This is a genomic window from Lentzea sp. NPDC037011, from assembly GCF_055607425.1.
Genome location: NZ_JBVJRT010000004.1, coordinates 601461 through 620047, shown reverse-complemented (window position 1 = coordinate 620047; position 18587 = coordinate 601461). Strand labels below are relative to the sequence as shown.

Annotated in this window: 18 protein-coding genes; 4 read left to right on the top strand and 14 right to left on the bottom strand. The window is 73.0% G+C overall.

Features of this window, described 5'->3' with window-relative positions; all coding sequences use genetic code 11:
* Positions 1-29 precede the first annotated feature (29 nt).
* Positions 30-2789 carry a sensor domain-containing protein gene (locus ACZ7CH_RS14685; RefSeq protein WP_470374112.1) on the bottom strand — a complete coding sequence of 920 codons (2760 nt, stop codon included), beginning with the start codon at positions 2787-2789 and terminating at the stop codon, positions 30-32.
* 203 nt (positions 2790-2992) lie between these two features.
* Between ACZ7CH_RS14685 and ACZ7CH_RS14680 the strand changes: the two genes are divergently transcribed.
* Complete coding sequence (locus tag ACZ7CH_RS14680) at positions 2993-4153, top strand: beta-ketoacyl synthase N-terminal-like domain-containing protein (protein WP_360384131.1); 1161 nt, start codon at positions 2993-2995, stop codon at positions 4151-4153.
* Positions 4154-4166: 13 nt separating this feature from the next.
* Here ACZ7CH_RS14680 and ACZ7CH_RS14675 read toward each other — a convergent pair whose 3' ends face one another.
* The 5 genes from ACZ7CH_RS14675 to ACZ7CH_RS14655 all read right to left on the bottom strand — a co-directional run bounded on the left by ACZ7CH_RS14675 (position 4167) and on the right by ACZ7CH_RS14655 (position 8215).
* The gene (locus tag ACZ7CH_RS14675) at positions 4167-5096 is read right to left on the bottom strand and encodes a PDR/VanB family oxidoreductase (RefSeq protein WP_360384128.1); all 930 of its coding nucleotides are present in this window, start codon (positions 5094-5096) and stop codon (positions 4167-4169) included.
* Entirely contained in the window at positions 5093-5251 is a 159-nt protein-coding gene (locus ACZ7CH_RS14670; RefSeq protein WP_360384125.1) for a hypothetical protein, read from the bottom strand. The genes ACZ7CH_RS14675 and ACZ7CH_RS14670 overlap by 4 nt, the downstream gene beginning before the upstream one ends.
* Positions 5248-6282 carry a Rieske 2Fe-2S domain-containing protein gene (locus ACZ7CH_RS14665; protein WP_470374111.1) on the bottom strand — a complete coding sequence of 345 codons (1035 nt, stop codon included), beginning with the start codon at positions 6280-6282 and terminating at the stop codon, positions 5248-5250. The genes ACZ7CH_RS14670 and ACZ7CH_RS14665 overlap by 4 nt, the downstream gene beginning before the upstream one ends.
* 105 nt (positions 6283-6387) lie before the next feature.
* Entirely contained in the window at positions 6388-7155 is a 768-nt protein-coding gene (locus tag ACZ7CH_RS14660; RefSeq protein WP_470374110.1) for an IclR family transcriptional regulator, read from the bottom strand.
* Between the two features lie 40 nt (positions 7156-7195).
* A complete protein-coding gene (locus ACZ7CH_RS14655) occupies positions 7196-8215 on the bottom strand; it encodes a GAF and ANTAR domain-containing protein (RefSeq protein ID WP_470374109.1) in 1020 nt (339 codons plus the stop codon).
* A gap of 346 nt (positions 8216-8561) precedes the next feature.
* On the opposite strand from ACZ7CH_RS14655, the gene ACZ7CH_RS14650 reads away from it, so the two are divergent.
* The gene (locus ACZ7CH_RS14650; RefSeq protein ID WP_360384110.1) at positions 8562-8750 is read left to right on the top strand and encodes a hypothetical protein; all 189 of its coding nucleotides are present in this window, start codon (positions 8562-8564) and stop codon (positions 8748-8750) included.
* 286 nt (positions 8751-9036) lie between these two features.
* Complete coding sequence (locus ACZ7CH_RS14645) at positions 9037-9600, top strand: M15 family metallopeptidase (protein WP_470374194.1); 564 nt, start codon at positions 9037-9039, stop codon at positions 9598-9600.
* 275 nt (positions 9601-9875) lie between these two features.
* On the opposite strand, the gene ACZ7CH_RS14640 is transcribed toward ACZ7CH_RS14645, so the two are convergent.
* The 7 genes from ACZ7CH_RS14640 to ACZ7CH_RS14610 form a co-directional block, all read right to left on the bottom strand.
* Positions 9876-10691, bottom strand: coding sequence for a lipoyl protein ligase domain-containing protein (locus ACZ7CH_RS14640; RefSeq protein ID WP_470374108.1), 816 nt, complete (start codon positions 10689-10691; stop codon positions 9876-9878).
* 46 nt (positions 10692-10737) lie between these two features.
* Complete coding sequence (locus tag ACZ7CH_RS14635) at positions 10738-11304, bottom strand: DUF305 domain-containing protein (protein ID WP_470374107.1); 567 nt, start codon at positions 11302-11304, stop codon at positions 10738-10740.
* The gene (locus ACZ7CH_RS14630) at positions 11304-12362 is read right to left on the bottom strand and encodes a DUF1996 domain-containing protein (protein ID WP_470374106.1); all 1059 of its coding nucleotides are present in this window, start codon (positions 12360-12362) and stop codon (positions 11304-11306) included. The genes ACZ7CH_RS14635 and ACZ7CH_RS14630 overlap by 1 nt, the downstream gene beginning before the upstream one ends.
* 68 nt (positions 12363-12430) lie before the next feature.
* On the bottom strand, positions 12431-14299 hold the full coding sequence (locus ACZ7CH_RS14625; RefSeq protein ID WP_470374105.1) for a sigma-70 family RNA polymerase sigma factor: 1869 nt from the start codon (positions 14297-14299) through the stop codon (positions 12431-12433).
* A 116-nt stretch (positions 14300-14415) separates the two neighbouring features.
* Positions 14416-15405: an inorganic phosphate transporter gene (locus ACZ7CH_RS14620; protein WP_458432506.1), complete on the bottom strand. Its 990-nt coding sequence runs from the start codon at positions 15403-15405 to the stop codon at positions 14416-14418.
* On the bottom strand, positions 15405-16025 hold the full coding sequence (locus ACZ7CH_RS14615; protein WP_360384090.1) for a DUF47 domain-containing protein: 621 nt from the start codon (positions 16023-16025) through the stop codon (positions 15405-15407). The genes ACZ7CH_RS14620 and ACZ7CH_RS14615 overlap by 1 nt, the downstream gene beginning before the upstream one ends.
* A gap of 221 nt (positions 16026-16246) precedes the next feature.
* Entirely contained in the window at positions 16247-17146 is a 900-nt protein-coding gene (locus ACZ7CH_RS14610) for an SDR family oxidoreductase (RefSeq protein ID WP_360384087.1), read from the bottom strand.
* 148 nt (positions 17147-17294) lie between these two features.
* On the opposite strand from ACZ7CH_RS14610, the gene ACZ7CH_RS14605 reads away from it, so the two are divergent.
* Positions 17295-18047, top strand: coding sequence for an alpha/beta fold hydrolase (locus ACZ7CH_RS14605; protein WP_470374104.1), 753 nt, complete (start codon positions 17295-17297; stop codon positions 18045-18047).
* A gap of 108 nt (positions 18048-18155) precedes the next feature.
* On the opposite strand, the gene ACZ7CH_RS14600 is transcribed toward ACZ7CH_RS14605, so the two are convergent.
* Positions 18156-18548 carry a hypothetical protein gene (locus tag ACZ7CH_RS14600; protein ID WP_470374103.1) on the bottom strand — a complete coding sequence of 131 codons (393 nt, stop codon included), beginning with the start codon at positions 18546-18548 and terminating at the stop codon, positions 18156-18158.
* Positions 18549-18587: the final 39 nt, after the last annotated feature.

Sequence of the window (18587 nt, the reverse complement as noted above, 5' to 3'; positions counted from 1 at the left end):
GGTCGCGGCCGGACGGGTCCGGCCGCGGCTCACAGGTCGGCCAGCGGCACCGGCCGGCCCAGCAGGAACCCCTGCGCCTGGTCGCAGCCCAGCTCGCGCAGCACGTCGAGCTGCTCGGCCTGCTCCACCCCTTCCGCGATGACGCTCAGGTCGACCGCGTGGGCCATGGCGATGATGCTCGTGACGATCGCCTCGGCCTCCGCGGACCGGCCCAGGCCCGACGTGAACGACCGGTCGATCTTGAGCGTGTCCAGCGGCAGGGTGAGCAGCTGGGCGAGCGAGGAGTAGCCGGTGCCGAAGTCGTCGATCGCGAGCCGCACGCCCAGGTCGCGCAGCGCCGACAGGGTGCGGGCGGCCAGTGCGGGGTCGCGCATCAGGGCGCTCTCGGTGATCTCCAGGCAGAGCGACTCCGGGGGCAGGCCCGCCTCGTGGGTGGCGTGCCGGATGGCCGAGACGAGCCACGGGTCGTCGAGCTGGCGGGCCGACAGGTTCACGGTCAGCTGCAGGTGCGGGGCCAGCACGGCGAGCTCGCGGGTCGCGGTGTGCAGCATGTGCGCGCCGATGATGTTGATCAGGTCGCTCTCCTCGGCGAGCGTGATGAACTCGCCGGGGGAGATGAGGCCGTAGCGGGGGTGCGTCCAGCGCAGCAGGCCCTCCACGGCCGTGCGGCGGCCCGTGGCGACGTCGATGATCGGCTGGTAGGCGAGCCACAGCTGGTCGCTCAGCGGCGCGCGGCGCAGGTCCTGCTCCAGCTGCAGCCGGCGCTGGATGCGGTCGCGCAGCTCCACGTCGAAGAACGCGATGCGACCGCGGCCGTCGGTCTTCGCCCGGTACATGGCGAGGTCGGCGTCGCGCAGCAGGTCAGCACCGTCGCGGGCGTCGCTCGGGTCGGCGAGCACGATGCCCACGCTCGCGTCGACGTGCAGCTGCCGGCCCTGCACGGTGATCGGCCGGTTGAGCTCGGCGCGCACGTGGCCGGCCAGTGCGTGCGCCTCCTCGGGGCCGGCCACGCCGTAGGCGATGACGGTGAACTCGTCGCCGCCGAGCCTGCCCACCACGTCACCCCGGCGGGAGCTGCGGCTCAGCCGCGTGCCGACGACCCGCAGCACCTCGTCGCCTGCGCTGTGGCCCAGCGAGTCGTTGATGACCTTGAACTTGTCCAGGTCGATGAACAGCACCGCGGTGAGCCCCGAGCGGTGCGCCCGCGCGGCCGGGCTGAGCCGGTTGATCGTCACCGTGCGGTTGCACAGGCCGGTCAGCGCGTCGTGCGTCGCCTCGTGCTCCAGCCTGCTGTCCATCAGGCGGCGCTCGGTGATGTCGGTGAACGACACGACCGTCGCCGACGGCAGCCGGCCGTCCTGGTTGAGCGCGCGGGCGCTCAGCGACAGCCAGACGCGGGTGCCGTCCGGCCGCAGCGCGCGCAGGATGCGGCCGTGCTGCGAGCGGCCCGTCGCCCTGGTGATCGCGGACGGGAACTGGTCCACCGGCACCGGACGGCCCGCCTCGTCGTGCAGCTCGGTCAGCGACGCCGCCTGACCGATGGCGTCCTGCGCGCGCACGCCGAGAATCCGTTCGGCCGCCGGGTTGACCGACTCGACCAGGCCGGTCGGGCCGACCACCAGCACGCCCTCCTCGATCGCGGCGACCACGGCCGTGAAGTGGCGCTCGGCCCGGCGGCGCGCGGTCTCGTCAGCGCAGATCAGCACGTAGCCGTCGGCCATCCGCGCCACGGACACCCGCACCGCCAGCGCCTCGCCGTCGGAGCGGTGGTGCTCCGCCTGGGCCACGCCACCCGCCTCCAACACGGCGGCCGGGTACAGCGCGGCGCCGACCACGGCGCCGATGGGCTGCCCGATCGCGTCGGCCGCGCGGTGCCCGTAGACGTGCTCGGCGCTGGGGTTCCAGCTGGTCACGACGCCGTCCGCGGTGGTGGCGATCAACGCGTCGCTGACGTGCGCGACGAGCGCGGCCTGGTAGGTCAGCGCCGCGGCGGCCGCCTTCTGCTCGGTGACGTCCCGCATGATCACCTGGAACGCCGGCCGGCCCTCCCAGGTCGTGCGCACCGACACCGACTCGACGTCCAGGGTGCCGCCGCCGCGCCGCAGCAGCACGGCGTCCGCGGGGTCGCTGGTCGCGCCCGGCACGGTCAGCTTCTCGATCCGCCGCAGCATGTCGGACTGCGAGTCCGGGTGGACGAAGTCGGTGATCGGCCGCCCGAGCAGGTCGCCCTCGGACTGCGCCCGCACGAACCGGACCGCTGTCGGGTTCGCGTACACGAGCACACCGGCCTCGTGCACCACGATCGCGTCCGGCGACAGGTCCACCAGCAGCCGGTAGCGGTCGGCGAGGTCGGCCAGCTCCTGCTGCTGGGCGTGCCGCCGGGTCACGTCCGCGGCGACGCCGACCAGCGCCCGCTCACCACCGCGGGCCGAGACGCGGGCGTGGAACAGCAGCCAGCGCCGGCCGCCGGGGGTCTCCAGCGGCTGCTCCAGCTCGAACTCCTGCCACGCCGAGGCCGCCCGCGCCGCCACGGTCAGCGGCGCGACGAGCTCGGTCAGCCGGGCGCGCACGGCGTCGGCGTCCGCACCGGGCAGGCCGAGCACCGAGTCGAGGCCCGCCGTCCAGCCGAACCGGTCGGTGCCCAGGTCCAGCCACCACGCCACGGCGGCACCGACCGAGAGCGCGAGGTCGGCCAGCAGCTCGTGGTCGAACTCGGCGTCGCCGGTCAGGCCGCTCACGTCGTCGCTCCCAGATCCGATCGTCCCCCGGACTCGCGGTGGCGTGGCCATCGTGAAGTCCTACTACACACCGTGCCAGAGCCGCACCCGTCTGGCGTGAACACGGTGAGCCGTTATATCCGGTCGCCGGGAGCGACGGGCGGCCAGGGGTCCCGTCAACAGTCCATTGTAGACTGCCGATTGATGTGTTCGCGAGCCGACCGACCCGTTTATGCTGGTGTGAGGTGTCGGCCCTCGGTGTGGGGGAGCGGGATATGGTCGCGCGTGGTGTGGGTGTCTGCGGAATCGGCGTCGTCAGCGCGTACGGCTGGGGCCGCCAGTCGCTCTGGGACGGTCTGGTGAGCGGGAGACCGGCCGCCGTCGTGGTGCCTGAGCTGGCCCGTTTCCCCGGCGACACCGTCTGGGCGGCGTGCGTGGGCGAGGGCGGTGACCCGGCCGACGGGCCGAGCCGGTTCACCCAGGCCATGCGGGCCGCGGCCAGGGAGGCGGTCGAGGACGCCGGTGCGCGCGGCTGGCAGCCGGGGCGCCGGGTCGGTCTGCTGCACGCCGTCGTGCTCGGCGAGGTCGACCTGTGGCGCGAGTTCTACGTCACGCGCGGTGGCGATCTGCCGGTGCACGACTACCTGGCGTTGATGCCGTCCACCCCGATGTCGATGTTCATGCAGGAATACGGTTTCCACGGTCCGGCCATGAACGTCTCGGCGATGTGCGCGTCCGGCAACGCCGGGCTCATCACCGCCAAGGCCTGGCTGGACGCCGGAATCGTCGACGACGTCGTGTTCGTGGCGACGGACCTGTCCCTCACCCCGGAGAACGTGGCCCACTTCGTCCGCCTGGGAGTGGCCATCGTGGACGCCGAGCCGCTCGACGCGTGCCGGCCGTTCCAGCAGGGCAGCCGCGGCTTCGTGATGGGCGAGGCGTCCGTGGCGTTCGTCCTGTCGCGCCGCGCGTCCAACCCGTACGCGATGACGCTCGGCGGCGCGATGTCGCACGACGCCTACCACGTGACCTCGATCGACCCGCGGCTCGACCAGATCACCACCTGCTTCACCGACGCGCTCGACAACGCCGGTGTGAGCGCCGCCGACGTGCGCTACCTCAACGCCCACGGTCCCGGCACGGCCCAGTGCGACGCCGCCGAGGCCGCCGTGCTGGAACAGCTGTTCGGACCGGACACCGGCATCTACTCGGTGAAGCCGCTGACCGGCCACTGCCAGGGCGCCGCGTCCGCCGTGGAGGTCGCGGTGACGGCCATGGCCTACGACTGCGGGGTCGTCCCGGCGCCACCGGTCGTCGCACCGGGACACCCGCGGCTGCTCAACGGGCCCACACCGGTCGCGGACGGCATCACGATCAAGTCGTCGCTGGGCATGGGCGGGCACAACTCCGCGGTCGTGCTGGCACCGCCGGCCTGAGCCGCGCCGCCGGTCAGAGGTCCAGCACCAGCCGCGGTGAGCGGGACCGGGACACGCAGATCATCATCACGTCGCCGCAGTCCTGTTCGGCCGCGGTGAGGACGGAGTCCCGGTGGTCCGGCACGCCGTCGAGCACGCCCGTCTCGCACGTGCCGCAGGTGCCCTCCCGGCAGGACGACAGCACGGACACCCCGGCCCGTTCGACGGCGTCGAGCACGGACTGTCCCGCCGGCACCCGCACCGTGGTCCCGGTCTGCGCCAGCTCGACCTCGAAGTCCTGCCGCGGTCCCTCGCCGGCGCCGGGCTTCGGCGCGAACCGTTCGACGTGGAGGGTGCCCTCCGGCCACCGCGCGCAGTGCTGCTCGACCGCGGCCAGCAGGCCTTCCGGGCCGCAGCAGTACACGGCCGTGCCCTCCTCGGGTTCGCCCAGCAGCGCGGCCAGGTCCAGCAGGCCGTGCTCGTCCTCGGGGCGCAGCTCCACCGCGGGCAGGTGCTCCAGCTGCGCGCGGAACGCCATGGAGGACCGCGTCCGGCCGCCGTAGACGAGCCGCCAGTCACCTCCCGCCGCCGTCACCGCGGCGATCATCGGCAGGATCGGCGTGATGCCGATGCCGCCCGCGATGAACAGGTGCCGCTTCGCCTCGACGAGCTCGAAGTGGTTGCGCGGCCCGTGCACCTCGACCTCCTGCCCGGCGGTGAGCACCTCGTGCACGTGCCGCGAGCCGCCGCGGCCGCCCGGTTCGAGCAGGACGGCCACCTGGAGGACCGCGGTGTCGGCCGGGTCGCCGCACAGCGAGTACTGGCGCACCACCCCGTCGGCGAGCACCAGGTCGACGTGCGCGCCCGGCGTCCACCGCGGCAGCGGGTCGCCCGCGGGGTGCCGCAACGTCAGCAGCACCACCCCGTCGGCGACCGGTTCCTTGCGTTCCAGCAGCAGTTTCACGGCGTGTGCCCCGCAGGGTGGGCGAGCAGCCAGTCCCACAGCTCGACCGGGCCCTCGAACTCGCGTTCCGCCGCGCAGTGGCAGGTCGCGCGGAGCCGGTCGGTGCCGGGCACCCAGTGGACGCGGTTGACCCGCTCGCCGGTGAGCGCGTTCACGCCGGCTCGCACAGGCGCCCGAGCATCCGCCGCGCGGCCAGCCCGCCGGTGTCGATGTTGATCGACAGCTCCTGGTAGCCCTCCGGTTCGGACGCGATGACCTGCTCCAGCGCGTTCAGCGCCACGACGTCCTGCAGCACGACGGTGCGGTTGCTCTCCGCGAGGAACGCCGAGACCTCCTCGTCGCCGAGCGCGAAGTCCCGTGCCACGGCCCAGAAGTCGTGCGTCGAGGTCTCGGTCTCCGGCGTGATCGCGTACACGACCTCGACGTGGAACGCGTCCGGGTCGGTGCCGTCGGGGTTCGGCGTGGACCCGACCGGCGCGATGCGGCTGTGCAGCTTGTACAGGCACGGCGGCGTGTACTCGATGTCCTGCCAGCGCGCGATCCGGCCCTCCAGGCCCGTCGACTTCGAGTAGAACGGCGGGCACTCCGCGTCGTCCATGTGCCGCGAGACGTAGATGATGCCCGCGTCCTCGTCGACCTCGGTCGTGATCGGGGTGGACGCGACCTCCGGGGTGCCGATGTAGCCGCCGTGCAGGTAGGTCTCGTGCGAGAGGTCCAGCAGGTTGTCCACGAGCAGCGAGTACCTGGCCTGCAACGGCTCCATGCCGCACACCGTCGTGTAGTCCGGCGCGACGAGCCACGGCGCCCGCGGGATGCGCGCCGCGTCGGCCTTCTCCGGGTCGCCGATGAACACCCACACGAACGAGTCCTGCTCCACCACGGGGTAGGGCAGCAGCCGGGCCGTGCGCGGGATGCGCGTTTGCCCCGGCACGGCGACGCACCGGCCGCCCGCGTCGTAGGTGAACCCGTGGTAGCCGCACACCACCTGGTCGTCGACGAGCCGCGACGGCGCCTGCGACAGCGGGAACCGCCGGTGCACGCACCGGTCCGGCATCGCCGTCACCGCACCGCCACGGGTGCGCCAGAACAGGATCGGCTCACCGCAGACGGTGCGGCTGAACAGGTCGTGCTCGATCTCGGACCCGTACGCGGCGACGTACCACTGGTCGCGCGGAAAGCCGGTCATTCGGGCTCCTTCGCCGGTGTTGCTCCGTGGTGGGAGAGCACAGCGTGGCGGAGACCACCGCACGCGGCGAAGCGCCGTTTCCGGAAAATGGAAGCCCTGACGCCGTTAGCCGCAGAGCGCTCGGGAGATCGCCTGAGCGCTGGTGCGCACGAGCGGCGCCAGCGCGTGCGGCGTCATGGTGCCGTGCCGCACCACCAGCGACACGGCGGCGATGACCTCGCCGTGCTCGTCGTGGACCGGCGCGCCGACCGAGAGGGCGTCCATGGTCACCTGCCGGTCGCTGACCGAGAAGCCGTTCGACCGGACGGCGGCGAGCATCCGCCGCAGCTGGGCCGGATCGGTGACGGTCCTGGCGGTGTAGCGGTCGATCGGACCGCTCAGCACGTCCTCCTGCACCTCGACCGGCGCGTGCGCGAGCAGCACCAGGCCGACACCGGTGGCGGTGAGCGCGAACCGGTCGCCCACGCGGGTCAGCACCGGCACGGCGACCGACCCCGCGATCCGCTCGACGAACACGACCTCGGTGCCCTCCCGGACGGCGAGCTGCACGTTCTCCCTCGTGACCTGGGACAGGTCCTCCAGGAACGGCAACGCGGTCTCCCGCAACCCCGGACCGCGCGGCGCGAGCGAGCCGAGCTCCCACAGCCGCAGCCCGATCCGGTAGAGCCCGTCCGCACCCCGCTCGGCGGCACCCCACGCGCACAGCTCCTGCATCAGCCGGTGCGCGGTCGACAACGGCAACCCGGCCCGCCGCGCGAGGTCGCTCAACGTCAGCTCGCGATGCTCGGCGTCGAACGCGTCGAGCAGTTGCAGCGCACGGCCGATGACCGGTCCGGTGGGACCGGTGGGCCGGCCTCGACGCGGGGCACTCACCCCGTCATCTTGCCCGGGGTGGTGTGCGACCTGGATCAAGTCAGGTGGGCAGGCGGCGGGTCCTGGTGAGCTGCTCGGCGATGTCGCGCAGCTTGAGGTTGGTGTGCTGGCTCGCGCGGGTGAGCACCGCGAACGCCTGGTCCGCGGTGATCTGGTGGCGTTCCATCAGGATGCCCTTGGCCTGGCCGATCAGGTCGCGGGTCGCCACCGCCGCGCTCAGCTGGCTGCGTTCCTGGGCGGAGGCGAGCGCGATCGCAGCGTGCCCGGCGAACAGGCTGCCGACGTGCCACGACTCGTCGTCGAACGCACCCGTTCGCGCGGAGTACAGGTTGAGCGCGCCGAGGTCCTCGTCCTGCACGAACAGCTGGAACGACAGCATGCTGCCGACCTCCAGGTCCGCGGCCTTCCCGGTGAACACGGGCCACCGGTCATCACCGGCGACGTCGGGGACGGAGACGATCTTCTCGTCGTACAGGGCGGTCAGGCAGGGACCCTCACCGGACGCGAGCTGCGCCTGGTCGACCTCGCACGGCAGGTCACCGGTCGTGGCGACGGTCCGGATCTCCCTGCGGCCGAGCACGGTCATGATGCCCGCGTGCTCGGCACCCGGAATGGTCCCGGCCGCGGCGTGGACGATCGCGTCCATCGTCTCCTGCTCGCCGTGCTGCTGCTGGAGCGCACGGGCGATTCTGGTCAGGTGCGCTGCCAGGTCCGGCTCGCGCTCGGCGGGGAGTCCGAGGTGGCCCTCGTCCGGCGGGCCTGCGGTGTCGGTGGCCATGCGGGTGGTTACCCGGAACGGCCGCCGGTACACGGGTGCGGTACGGGTGCACGGAGTGGAACGGCGCATCCGTGCGCTGGAGTCGCGCCGGGCCCGGCTCAAGACGCGGGCCGGCAGGGCGTCGAGCTCGGGTGACGTCAGCACGGCCATGGCCGCGCCGGCCGAGGCGCGCCTGCACGCGGCGCAGGCACGACAGCGGTTGCGGGAGAGCCTGATCAGCTCCGCGCGTGCGCACGAGCGGGCAGCCGCTGCCCACACGCGTGCGGCGGAGCACGGGGGCATGGGCGTCGCGGAACACCGGGCCGCAGCCGCGCAGCACCGCCGTGGCCGACCGCGAGAGCGCTGCCAAATCGTGATCACGAAAACCCCCCAGTCCTCTGTGGAACCAGGCGTAGCACCGGACCCGGCAGGGAACTCCCGGTCCGCCGGGCCCGGTGCGCCGGACGCGGCGGCACCGCGCGTGTGGTCGGGCTGTGTTCGGCAGTGTTGTTCAACAGCCAGCAACCGCGCGGGTCCGGTAGCGCGGTGCGGATCTGCGTTCGCGCGGTCCGCACCGCGTTCGCCGGTTCAACGCGCCGCCGCCGGGTATGCCGCACGGACGGAAGCCGACCTCCAGGAGGAGAGTGCCGTGACGGGACCGGACCGGGACGAGGAGACGGTGCAGCGGGGAGCCGCGGAGGAAGCGAGCGGCACACCCCTGACCGAGACGGAGGCCGAGGTGTCACGGCGGCCGCCGAGCGACACCCCCGAGGACGTCCCCGACGAGGACGGCCGCGGGACCGGCGGCATGGGCCTCGGCGGTGACGACGTCGAGTGAGACCGGACGAGCCGGTGGTACAGCAGCGGCGGTTCGCCGGCCGCAGCTCGCGTGGTCGGGTGAGGTGGCCCGGCGCGCGAAGGAGCTGGAACGCGGCAACTGCGTGACCTGACCGGCCCACCCGGCGCGGTCCGCTGTTCCCGGACGAGCGGTCCTCACGGGCACCCCGTCGACAGGTCGTTGCAGAACGAGCACATTTTGCGCGACGGCCGATCACATCGGCGCGGCATCGTCGAGCACGTCGGACACACCCGGCGCGCGACGACGAGGAGACGGACCAGTGGTGATGCGGGGACACGCGGGCGGCAACGGACTTCGCACCGCCTGCGCGGTGGTGCTCGTGCTCGTGGTGACGGCCTGTGCGACACCGCCGGAGGCCGGCACCGTCCACTCGGGAGGTGGCAGCTCCCGGGCGGACGGTGACGGCAGCATCCCGGAGAACGAGAGCATCTCGTTGCAGGACAACGACCACCCCGCCATCGCCAACCTCGACCCCGCACTGCTCGCGGCGGTGCGGGCGGCCGCCGTGGACGCCGCGGCGCGCGGGGTGGAGCTGAAGGTGACGTCGGGCTGGCGCAGCAAGCGGTACCAGCAGCGGCTGCTGGACGAGGCCACCGCGCGGTACCGCAGCGCGGAGGAGGCCCGCAAGCTCGTGCACCCGCCGGAGAAGTCGAAGCACGTGACCGGGCACGCCATCGACATCGGGCCGACCGCCGCCGCGGACTGGTTGGTCCAGCACGGCGCGGACCACGGGCTCTGCCAGGCGTTCGCCAACGAGATGTGGCACTTCGAACTGCTGACCACGCCCGGCGGCCAGTGCCCGCAACCGCAGGGCACCGCACTGGGCTGAACCCTTCCGATTCCTTTCACCGCCTCCACGGGTCCACACCCCCGAAGTGCCGGCGTCGGGTGACACCGGCCGGAGCCAGAGGGGGAAGGACAGTGGCCACCCGCACGTGGGTGCTCGTGACGACCGCGCTGACGGCGGTCAGAACGGACCTCGGCGCGTCGGTCACCGAGCTGGAGTGGACGGTCAACGGCTACGCGCTGAGCTTCGCCGTGCTGCTGCTGACGGCAGCGGCGGGGTTGCCGGAGCGGATCGGTCCCGGATACCGGCATCGGGCGTCAGGCGCCGGGCACCGGGTGCGCGCGGGTCCAGTCGTCCACGTGGAACGGTCCCGCTCCCTCCGGCACCACCCCGGCCGCGTGGGCGGCGACCGCGGCGGGGACCTGCCCGTCGGCCAACCCGAGCCGGTCGCGGTAGTCCGCCGCGAACGCCGCCGCGACCTCCGCCGAGGACAGCCCCGGCGCGTAGTCGGCCAGCCCGGCGATCGAGCTCTCCCGCAGTCCGTAGCCCAGCGCCTGCGACACCGCGGTGAGCACGGCGCGGACCTCGTCCGACACGGCGACCTGGACGACGGTGCTGAACAGCGACCCGGTCGCGGTGACCCGCTGGGCCGAGCCCACGACCTTGGCGGTGCCCGCCACGTTGATGCTGTACTCGCCGGGGCAGTACTCGCCGTCGACCTCGCCGACGCGGGCGTCGACGTCACCGAGCCCGCGCAGCACCCGCACGTGGCTCTCGGCGTTGGCGGCGAACGTGGCGCTGCCGGCGTGCCGGATTCCGGTGGTGCGGTCGAGGTGGTCGATCACGACGGCACCGGCGTCGTAGGCGACCATCCGCCCGCCCGGCGAGCGCACCACCGTCGCGAACCCCGCCGCACGGGCCACCTCGGTGGCCTTCGCGATGCCGGGTGAACGGAGGTCACGGCCGCTGAACGCGACCGTCGGGCCGTGCGGCACGTAGATGTGGACGAGCTCCGACCACGTCGCGGTGGGGGCGCGCAGCAGCAGGGCCGGGACCACCAGCTCGGTGGGTGCGGGGCCGGTGCTGCCGGTGGCCAGCAGCCGGGGGAGGTCGAGGTCGTTCGCAGGAGACACGCGACGATTCTCGACCACCGCCCCGATGACCGTCGCGGTGAGCCGGTCACGACCCCAGCAGCACCAGGAACTCCGCCCTGCTGCGCTCGATCCGCGCACCCAGGTCGAGTGCCTGCCTGCTCGTTCCGGCCGACAGCTCCGCAAGGGCGACTGTCCGCGCCTCCTCGCACTGGGTACGCAGCAACGTCCGCAGCTGCCCGTCGAAGTCGGCGTCCCGCGCGCCGCCGGCCGCGGCCAGCTCGGCGGGCGTGATCATGCCGGGCATGTCGTGGCCCGCGTGCTCACCGGACTCCGGCCGGCCCGCCCGCGCGAGCACCTCCCTGGCCTGGACCAGCTCAGCTCGATAACCGGCACCGAACTGCTCGGCCACCGGACGCAGCGCGGAGCCGGGACGGCCGGCGACCAGCGCCAAGGCGGCCAGCGCCGACTCGTTCTGCGGGATCACGAGGTCCACGAACGCCAGGTCCGTCGCGGTCGGCCCGGCTGGCGACGAGACGGCAGGCGACGAGACGGCAGGCGACGGGACAGCGGCCGGTGGTGCCTCGGCCACCGCACCGCACCCCGTCGGCAGGACCGCCGCCAGCAGGACCACCGCGACGTGCAGGACCCGCACTACGGGCGGCCGTCCGGTCCGCACTTGACGATCCGGTTGATGCAGTCGCGCACGCGCTGCGCCATCTCGGCCTCGGGCCACACGTTGAAGAAGTCGCCGTGCATCGTGTAGCCGGGACCGGACGACAGCCTGAACCGCGCCGGGTCGCCGTTGGCCGGGTAGCGCAGCACCTGGCGCAGTTTCGGCACGGGCACGGGGTGCGTGGCCGGGCAGTCGCCCGCGACCGGGTAGGACATGTGGCTCTTGTGGTCGGCGGAGTCGAGGTCCTTGCCGTTCCAGCACTGCGGGAAGTCCAGGTAGGACTCGATCATCGTGCCGGCCGGGCAGTTCACGAAGTCCTTCGAGGCGCCGACGTGACCGGCGTGCAGGCACGACCAGCGCGACCGCGTGCTGTCGTCCGGCGCGGTGGCCTTGGCGTTGCCCGCGACGATCCGCAGGCCCCGCGGCAACGGCTGGGTGCGGGCGATCACGTCGTCGCGCACGCCCTCGCCGAGGTAGTAGAACGTGGTGCCGGTCGGCTCGACGGGCTGGCCGTCGACCAGCAGGGTGGGCACCCAGTACGACGACAGGTCGGTCTTGGGGCTGCACATGCTCGTCGCGCCGCCCAGGCTCGTCACGTCCGAGCGGGCGTTGGTGGAGACGTTGCCGAAGAAGCTGTGCATGTGCGAGACACCGGGCAGGTTCGGGAAGACGATCGGGTCGTCCGGCAGCCGGTGGGTGAACGGGCACTCGGCCACGAACTCCGCCACGCGCACCGCGTTCGGCGGGATCGGCGCCTGCGGCGGCAGGGGAGCGACGGCCTCGGTGGTGGGCGGAGTGGTGGCCGGGGTGGTCGCCGGTGCGGAAGCGGGAGCGGGAGTCCCGGGAACGGCCGTCGCGGTGCGGGTCTGCGCGGCGGGCGTCGTGGTCGTGGTCGGCGCGACCGCGGCCGGCGGTGGCTTGGGCGGTGAGAAGAACATCGCGTTCGCGGTCACCGCGGACGCCGCGACACCGGCCACGGCGAGGACCGCGATCAGGACGCGCCTCCGCAGCCGTGACGGGGTGGGGGCGTGGGTCATCGGAAGTCCTTTCGGGCAGGGTGGACTGACACAGGGGTGGAACGGGACGAGCGGACGCGAGCGGGAGCTCAGCCCGCGTCGCGGTAGGCCTCGCCGGCCTGGTTCGGGGTGCCGCCGGGGGCGTAGAGGCCGGTGCCGGGCTTGTCGGCGGGCAGCGCGAACCACGCGTACCGCTCGACGTGCGGCAGGCCCTCCATCATCGCGCTGGAACCGCGGGCGAACGCCGCGAGCTGCGCCTGGGTCGGGTAGCGGGGTGTGCCGCCGGAGAAGTCGATGAGCGAGTACTCGGTGAGCCACACCGGTTTGCCGTACCGCGCGTGCACCGCGTCGAGGTAGTTCTTCAGGTGCTGCACGGCCGCCGCGCTGAAGTCCGACCCGTACCAGTGCACGGTGATGAAGTCGACCCGCAGGCCGCGCTGGGCCGCACCGGTCATGAACCGGTCGAGCCAGCCGCCCGGCTTGTCACCGCTGTGCGCGACGGCGGGGCTGCCGAGCCGCAACCCGGTGGCGGCGAGCTTCGGCCACAGGTCGAGCGCCTGCTCCGGCGTCATGTTGGCCTGATCGGGGAAGTCCGGCTCGTTGAACCCGAGCAGCACCTTCCCGTTGGCCTTCGCGCGGGCGATCGTGGCGTCGTCGGTGAACTTCGCGCCCCAGATCATCGGCACGAACTCGACGTTCGGCGGCGTGGCGATGCCGTCCGGGTGCACGGCCCAGTTGTAGTACCACCCGGCGCGCACGTCGGTGAGCGCCTTGCCGACGCCGGAGAAGTTCCACGTGCTGACGCCCTTCTTCGCCGACGCCGCAACGGGTTTCGGCGCCGCGGCGGGCACGGGCGGTGCGGCCACCGTCGTCGAGGACGGCGGCGCCGTGGACGGCGCTGGTGACGGAGTGGTGGTGATGGCCGGCGGTGTGGTCGTGGGCGCGCTCTGGGAGGTGGTCGCGGACACCGCGCGGGTGACCGGTTCCTCCTTCGAGGGCAGCACGGCGACCACGATGCCCGCGGCCAGCACGGCGGCCGCCGCGGCGGCGATCGGTTTGACCAGCGCGCCCTGCAGGAACACCCCGAACTTGCCGGTCGCCGCCGTGGACGTCGTGGTGGCGGCGGGCGCCGTGGTGACGGGGGAGATGCTCACCTGCGTCCCGACGAGCGCCGACTGGTCGAGCCCGAACCCGAACGCGGCGGGCAGCGGCACCAGCGGCAGCCGGGCGATCAGTCCCTCGACCGCGGCCAGGTCGTACCCGCACCGCTCACACCGGGGGCAGCCGCGGCTGTGCCGGACGATCCGCTTGCGCCACAACGGGCTGGGGTCACCGTCCCAGTCGGCGACGACCTCGGCCAGCTCGGGGCAGCGCGGCGTGCGCTCCAGCGTCCGCACGACGATCCGCGCGGCGTCGAGCTGCGCCTTGACCCGCTGCACCCGCACGGCGGTGTGCTGCGGCGTCAGCTCCAGCGCGTCGGCGACCTCGGTGCGGGTCAGCCGGCCGGCCGCCTCCAGCCACCACAGCGACAGCAGTTCGCGTTCGTCGGCGCTGAGCCAGCGGGTGGCCGCGACGACCTCGCGCCGCTGCCCGGACAGCTGCAACCGCATGATCGTGAGGTCGACGAAGTCAGCGCCGGGGTCGGCGACGTCCTCCAGGACCGGTCCGGTGACCGGGACCCGCTGGCTTTCGCGGTGCCGCAGCCGGATCTGGTTCATCGCGATCACGACGAGCCACGACCGGAACCCGGCCGGGTCGCGCAGCGAGGACAGCCCGTGCACCGCGCGCAGCATGGTCTCCTGGACCACGTCGTCGGTGTCGGCGTGACCGCCGAGCGCGTGCCCCACGATGTTGTAGACGAGGGGCAGGTATCCGCTCACCAGGTCGTCCAGCGCGCGCTGGTCGCCGTCGCGTGCGGCCACCACCGTCGCGACGCCGGGTTCCTCGGCCACCGCCATGCCCACCCCACTTGCCGGTCCAGGGTCCTCTGACCAGGAGATGTCCCCGGCGCCCGGCAATAACGAAAAAACTTCGAAGAACTTTCGAGCGCTCCGCCGCCGCCGCGGGCAGGAGCTCAGAGCAGCGCCACGAGCCCGTAGGCACCGGCGGCGACGGTAGCGGACGCGGGCAGCGTCAGCACCCAGCCCTTCGCGATGTCCGCCGCCACCGACCAGCGCACCGCGGACCGGCGGGTGGTGGCGCCGACGCCCATCACCGCCGAGGTGATGACGTGCGTGGTGGAGATCGGGGCGTGGAAGACGAACGCGGTCAGGTACAGCACCGAGGAGGCGGACAGCTCGGCGGCGAAGCCGTGCGGCGGCGTGAGGTGGAAGATGCGCCGGCCGAGGGTGCGCATGATCCGCAGACCACCGGCGTACGTCCCGGCCGACAGGGCCAGCGCGCAGGCCCCGATCACCCAGAACGGCACCGAGTAGCCGGCCTGGTTGCCGCTGACGACCAGCGCCAGGACGATCACGCCCATGCTCTTCTGGGCGTCCTGCAGGCCGTGGCCCAGCGCGAGGCTCGCCGCGGAGAACACCTGGGCGCGGCGCATCAGCCGGCCCGCGCGGTGCGCGTTCGCGTTGCGGAACGCCCACATGATCACCGTCATCACCAGGTAGCCGAGCAGCAGGCCGACGACGGGTGAGACCACCATCGGGATCACGACCTTCTCCACCACGCCCGCCCAGTGCACCGTGGTCGCGGAGGCCAGCGCGGCACCGACCAGGCCGCCCACCAGCGCGTGCGACGAGGACGACGGCAGCCCGAAGTACCAGGTGACCAGGTTCCAGGCGATGGCACCGACCAGGGCGGCGGTGACCACGTGCAGCGCGTCGTCGCCGACCGGGGTGTCGATGAGACCGGAGGCGATGGTGACCGCGACGCCGGTGCCCAGCAGCGCGCCGACCAGGTTCATCACCGCCGCGAGCGCGAGTGCGGCGCGCAGGGTGAGCGCACGGGTGGAGACCGCGGTGGCGATGGCGTTGGCGGCGTCGTGGAAGCCGTTGGTGAAGTCGAAGGCCAGTGCCAGCACCACCACGAGCACCAGGCCCGCGGTGAGCATCAGGCCTCCTTGACCGCGATCGAGTGCACGGCGTTCGCCACGTGCTCGAACGCGTCGGCCGCTGCCTCCAGCTCGTCCACGACCTCCTTGAGCTTCATGACCTCCAGGGCGTCGCGCTGCCCGTTGAACAGCTCCGACAACAGCCGCCGGTAGACCTGGTCGGCCTCGTTCTCGACCTGGTTCACGTCCACCCAGTAGGCGGTCAGCTCCTGCGGCTCTGCCAGCCGGGGCATGGCCGCCGCGGTCAGCTGGGCGGCCCGGCACAGCAGGTCCACCTGCGCGTTCACGCCGTCGGGCAGCTCACCCACGCGGTAGAGGGTCGCCAGGTCGACCGCGGCGTCCATGTGGTCGACGACGTCGTCCAGCCTGGCCGCGAGCCGGTAGATGTCCTCCCGGTCGAACGGCGTGACGAACGACCGGTCCAGGTGCTCGATGATCGCGTGCGTGGCGTCGTCACCGGCGTTCTCCAGCGCGTGCATGCGCTCCGCCAGCTCCTGCCGCCGGTCGGCGGGCGCCCGCACGAACTCGCCCAGCAGCTCCACGCTCCTGCCGATGTTCGCGCCGATCTCGGTGAACAGCTCGAAGAACTTGGCACCCGTGGGCTTGCGGCTGATGCGCATGCGGTCGTTCCTCCCTCGCCGTGGTGGGTCGTGCGGCGTCTCCGGACGTGCCCGAGGTCAGTCGCGTGCGCGTCCGGGGGAGGTGGGGAGCCCGGCGGTTGCCCGCCCGCAGCCCGCCGGCGTGGCACCGCCGGCAGGCTCGTGGTGCGGATGCGGTCGGTGGTGCGCACGCGGCTCGGTTACCCGGCGGGGTCGCGGGCAAACAGCGCGTTGTCACCTCGTCAGGTGAGCAGCTGGCCGCCGGTGACGCCGAGGACCTCGCCGGTGATGTAGCTGGACTCCTGCGAGGCGAAGAAGACGTAGACCGGTGCCAGCTCGGCCGGTTGCGCGGCCCGGCCCAGCGGTGTCTGCGCGCCGAAGTCGTCGACCTTCTCGGCGGGCATGGTCGCGGGGATCAGCGGTGTCCACACCGGACCGGGGGCCACGGAGTTGACCCGGATGCCCTTGTCGACCAGGTCGGCGGAGAGCGCCTTGGTGAAGTTGACGATCGCGCCCTTGGTGGCGGCGTAGTCCATCAGCTCGGGCGAGGGCTGGAACGCCTGGATCGACGACGTGTTGATGATCGCCGCACCCGGTCGCATCAGCGGCACGGCGGCCTTGGTCAGCCAGAACATCGCGTAGACGTTCGTCTTGAACACGCGGTCGAACTGGTCGCTGCTGATGCCGAGCAGCCCCTCGTCCTGCGCCATCTGGTAGGCCGCGTTGTTGACCAGGACGTCGATCCGCCCGAACTCCTCCTCCGCGCGCCGGGCGACCTCCCGGCACGCCTCCTCGGTGCGCAGGTCGCCGGGGACCAGCACGGCCTGCCGGCCAGCTTCGCGCACGAGCTCGGCGGTGCGCTCGGCGTCGGCCTGCTCCTCCTCCAGGTAGCAGAGCAGCACGTCAGCACCCTCGCGGGCGAACGCGATCGCGGTGGCGCGGCCGATGCCGGAGTCGCCGCCGGTGATCACGGCCTTGGTGTCGCGCAGCCGGTCGCTGCCCCGGTAGGTGTGCTCGCCGTGGTCGGGCTCTGGACCCATCCGGCTGCCGGTGCCGGGGTGCTCCTGCTCCTGGCCCTCCTGCCGGCCGGGACGCGGGTACTGCTCCCTCGGGTCCTGCCGGGTGTACTGGTCTGCTGCCATGGGCGGTCACCTCACGATGATCGAACGTCGGAACCGCAGGTGTTCCCGCGCACCGGACGTCCAATCACGCGGATCTCCGCCGTGCGTCACGTTTCGCCGATCAGGGGAGCGGTAGTTCCGGTGTGGACCACGACGGAGGGAGCCAGCCATGCCGGACCGCCCGCGGCACGTGCGGGAACGGTGGGACCGGGTCGGGGACCGGGAGTTCCGCAGCCTGACGGCGGGGCACCGCGTCGGCGACCGGCCCGACGTCGTGCTGGTGCCCGGCCTCGGCGCACTCGGCTACCTCGCCGACACCCTCGCCGGCTGCGGTGCCTTCACCAGGGCGCACCTGCTCGACGTGCCGGGCTTCGGCCACCGCGCGGCACGGGTGTGCCCGGCCGGGATCGGCGCGGTCGCGCGGGCGGTGTGCGACTGGGTCGAGGAGGTGGTCGCGGCACCGGTGGTGCTGGCGGGGCACTCCACCGGCGCCCAGGCCGCACTGCACGCCGCCGCGGCCCGGCCCGAGCTGGTGCGGTCGCTGGTGCTGCTCGGCCCCACCTTCCCACCGGAACAACGCGGCCTGGGCGGCCTGGTCAGCGGGTTCCTGCGCACCCTGCCGCACGAGCCGCCCTCGGTGGTGCGCGGGACGGTGCCCGACTACCTGCGCGCCGGTCCGGTGGAGATCGCGCGCTTCGTCCGCTCGGCCCAGCGGGACCGGCCGGAGCAGGTCGTCGCGCGGGTGAGCTGCCCGGTGCTGGTGGTGCGCGGTGAGCACGACGCGTTGTCGCCGGTGCACTGGGTCGAACGGCTCGCCGCCGCGGCACCGGACGGGCGGGCGGTGGTGGTACCCGGTGCCCACGCGTTCCTGTTCCACCGCGGGGGGATGACGGCGCAGCTGATCGCCGGGGTGACCGGGTAGCTGAGCGGCGTCGAGGTCCTGTTCGGACGTCTCAGCCGGTGACGCGGTCTTCGGCGCAGAACGGCGCCCGCCGGACGGTTGCGTCCGGCGGGCGCGGCCGCTGCGGGATCAGATCGGCTCGTCGGGCGTCCGTGCCGTGCTCGCCACCGAGCCACCGGGCTCGTCGGCGAGCTGGCCCCGTCCCACGGCCTCGGTCTGCGACTCCTCGTCCAGCTCGCTCGGCACGACCGGCACGTCGGGCTGTTCCTCTGCCAGCCGGTCGTCCAGCGGACGCGGGTGGGCCTGCTCGTACGGCGTCGTGCCGTACTTGTCGGCGGCCGTCCACCGCTCCGGCGGGTCCATCCCCGCTTCGAGCGGGTCCAGCTTGAGGCGGTCCTCGTCGAGGTCCTCCGCGCTGTTCAGGGCCGCGGGATCGGTTTCGACCGAGTCGGGTGAGCCGGTGTCGTGCGGGGGCGTGTAGGACGCCTGGTCGTCGCCCGCGCCCAGATCATGTGTTGCCATGAGAGCCGGTTACCCGGTGATCGCGAGCACAACCTGCAC

What these genes read in the sequence shown, in the direction of transcription:
- ACZ7CH_RS14655 (WP_470374109.1), bottom strand. Translation starts at nt 8,215, where the DNA reads ATGCCCCCGTGCTCCGCCGCACGCGTGTGGGCAGCGGCTGCCCGCTCG.
- ACZ7CH_RS14620 (WP_458432506.1), bottom strand. Translation starts at nt 15,405, where the DNA reads ATGCTCACCGCGGGCCTGGTGCTCGTGGTGGTGCTGGCACTGGCCTTC.
- ACZ7CH_RS14615 (WP_360384090.1), bottom strand. Translation starts at nt 16,025, where the DNA reads ATGCGCATCAGCCGCAAGCCCACGGGTGCCAAGTTCTTCGAGCTGTTC.
- ACZ7CH_RS14600 (WP_470374103.1), bottom strand. Translation starts at nt 18,548, where the DNA reads ATGGCAACACATGATCTGGGCGCGGGCGACGACCAGGCGTCCTACACG.
- ACZ7CH_RS14665 (WP_470374111.1), bottom strand. Translation starts at nt 6,282, where the DNA reads ATGACCGGCTTTCCGCGCGACCAGTGGTACGTCGCCGCGTACGGGTCC.
- ACZ7CH_RS14645 (WP_470374194.1), top strand. Translation starts at nt 9,037, where the DNA reads ATGCGGGGACACGCGGGCGGCAACGGACTTCGCACCGCCTGCGCGGTG.
- ACZ7CH_RS14605 (WP_470374104.1), top strand. Translation starts at nt 17,295, where the DNA reads ATGCCGGACCGCCCGCGGCACGTGCGGGAACGGTGGGACCGGGTCGGG.
- ACZ7CH_RS14625 (WP_470374105.1), bottom strand. Translation starts at nt 14,299, where the DNA reads ATGGCGGTGGCCGAGGAACCCGGCGTCGCGACGGTGGTGGCCGCACGC.
- ACZ7CH_RS14680 (WP_360384131.1), top strand. Translation starts at nt 2,993, where the DNA reads ATGGTCGCGCGTGGTGTGGGTGTCTGCGGAATCGGCGTCGTCAGCGCG.
- ACZ7CH_RS14685 (WP_470374112.1), bottom strand. Translation starts at nt 2,789, where the DNA reads ATGGCCACGCCACCGCGAGTCCGGGGGACGATCGGATCTGGGAGCGAC.
- ACZ7CH_RS14610 (WP_360384087.1), bottom strand. Translation starts at nt 17,146, where the DNA reads ATGGCAGCAGACCAGTACACCCGGCAGGACCCGAGGGAGCAGTACCCG.
- ACZ7CH_RS14630 (WP_470374106.1), bottom strand. Translation starts at nt 12,362, where the DNA reads ATGACCCACGCCCCCACCCCGTCACGGCTGCGGAGGCGCGTCCTGATC.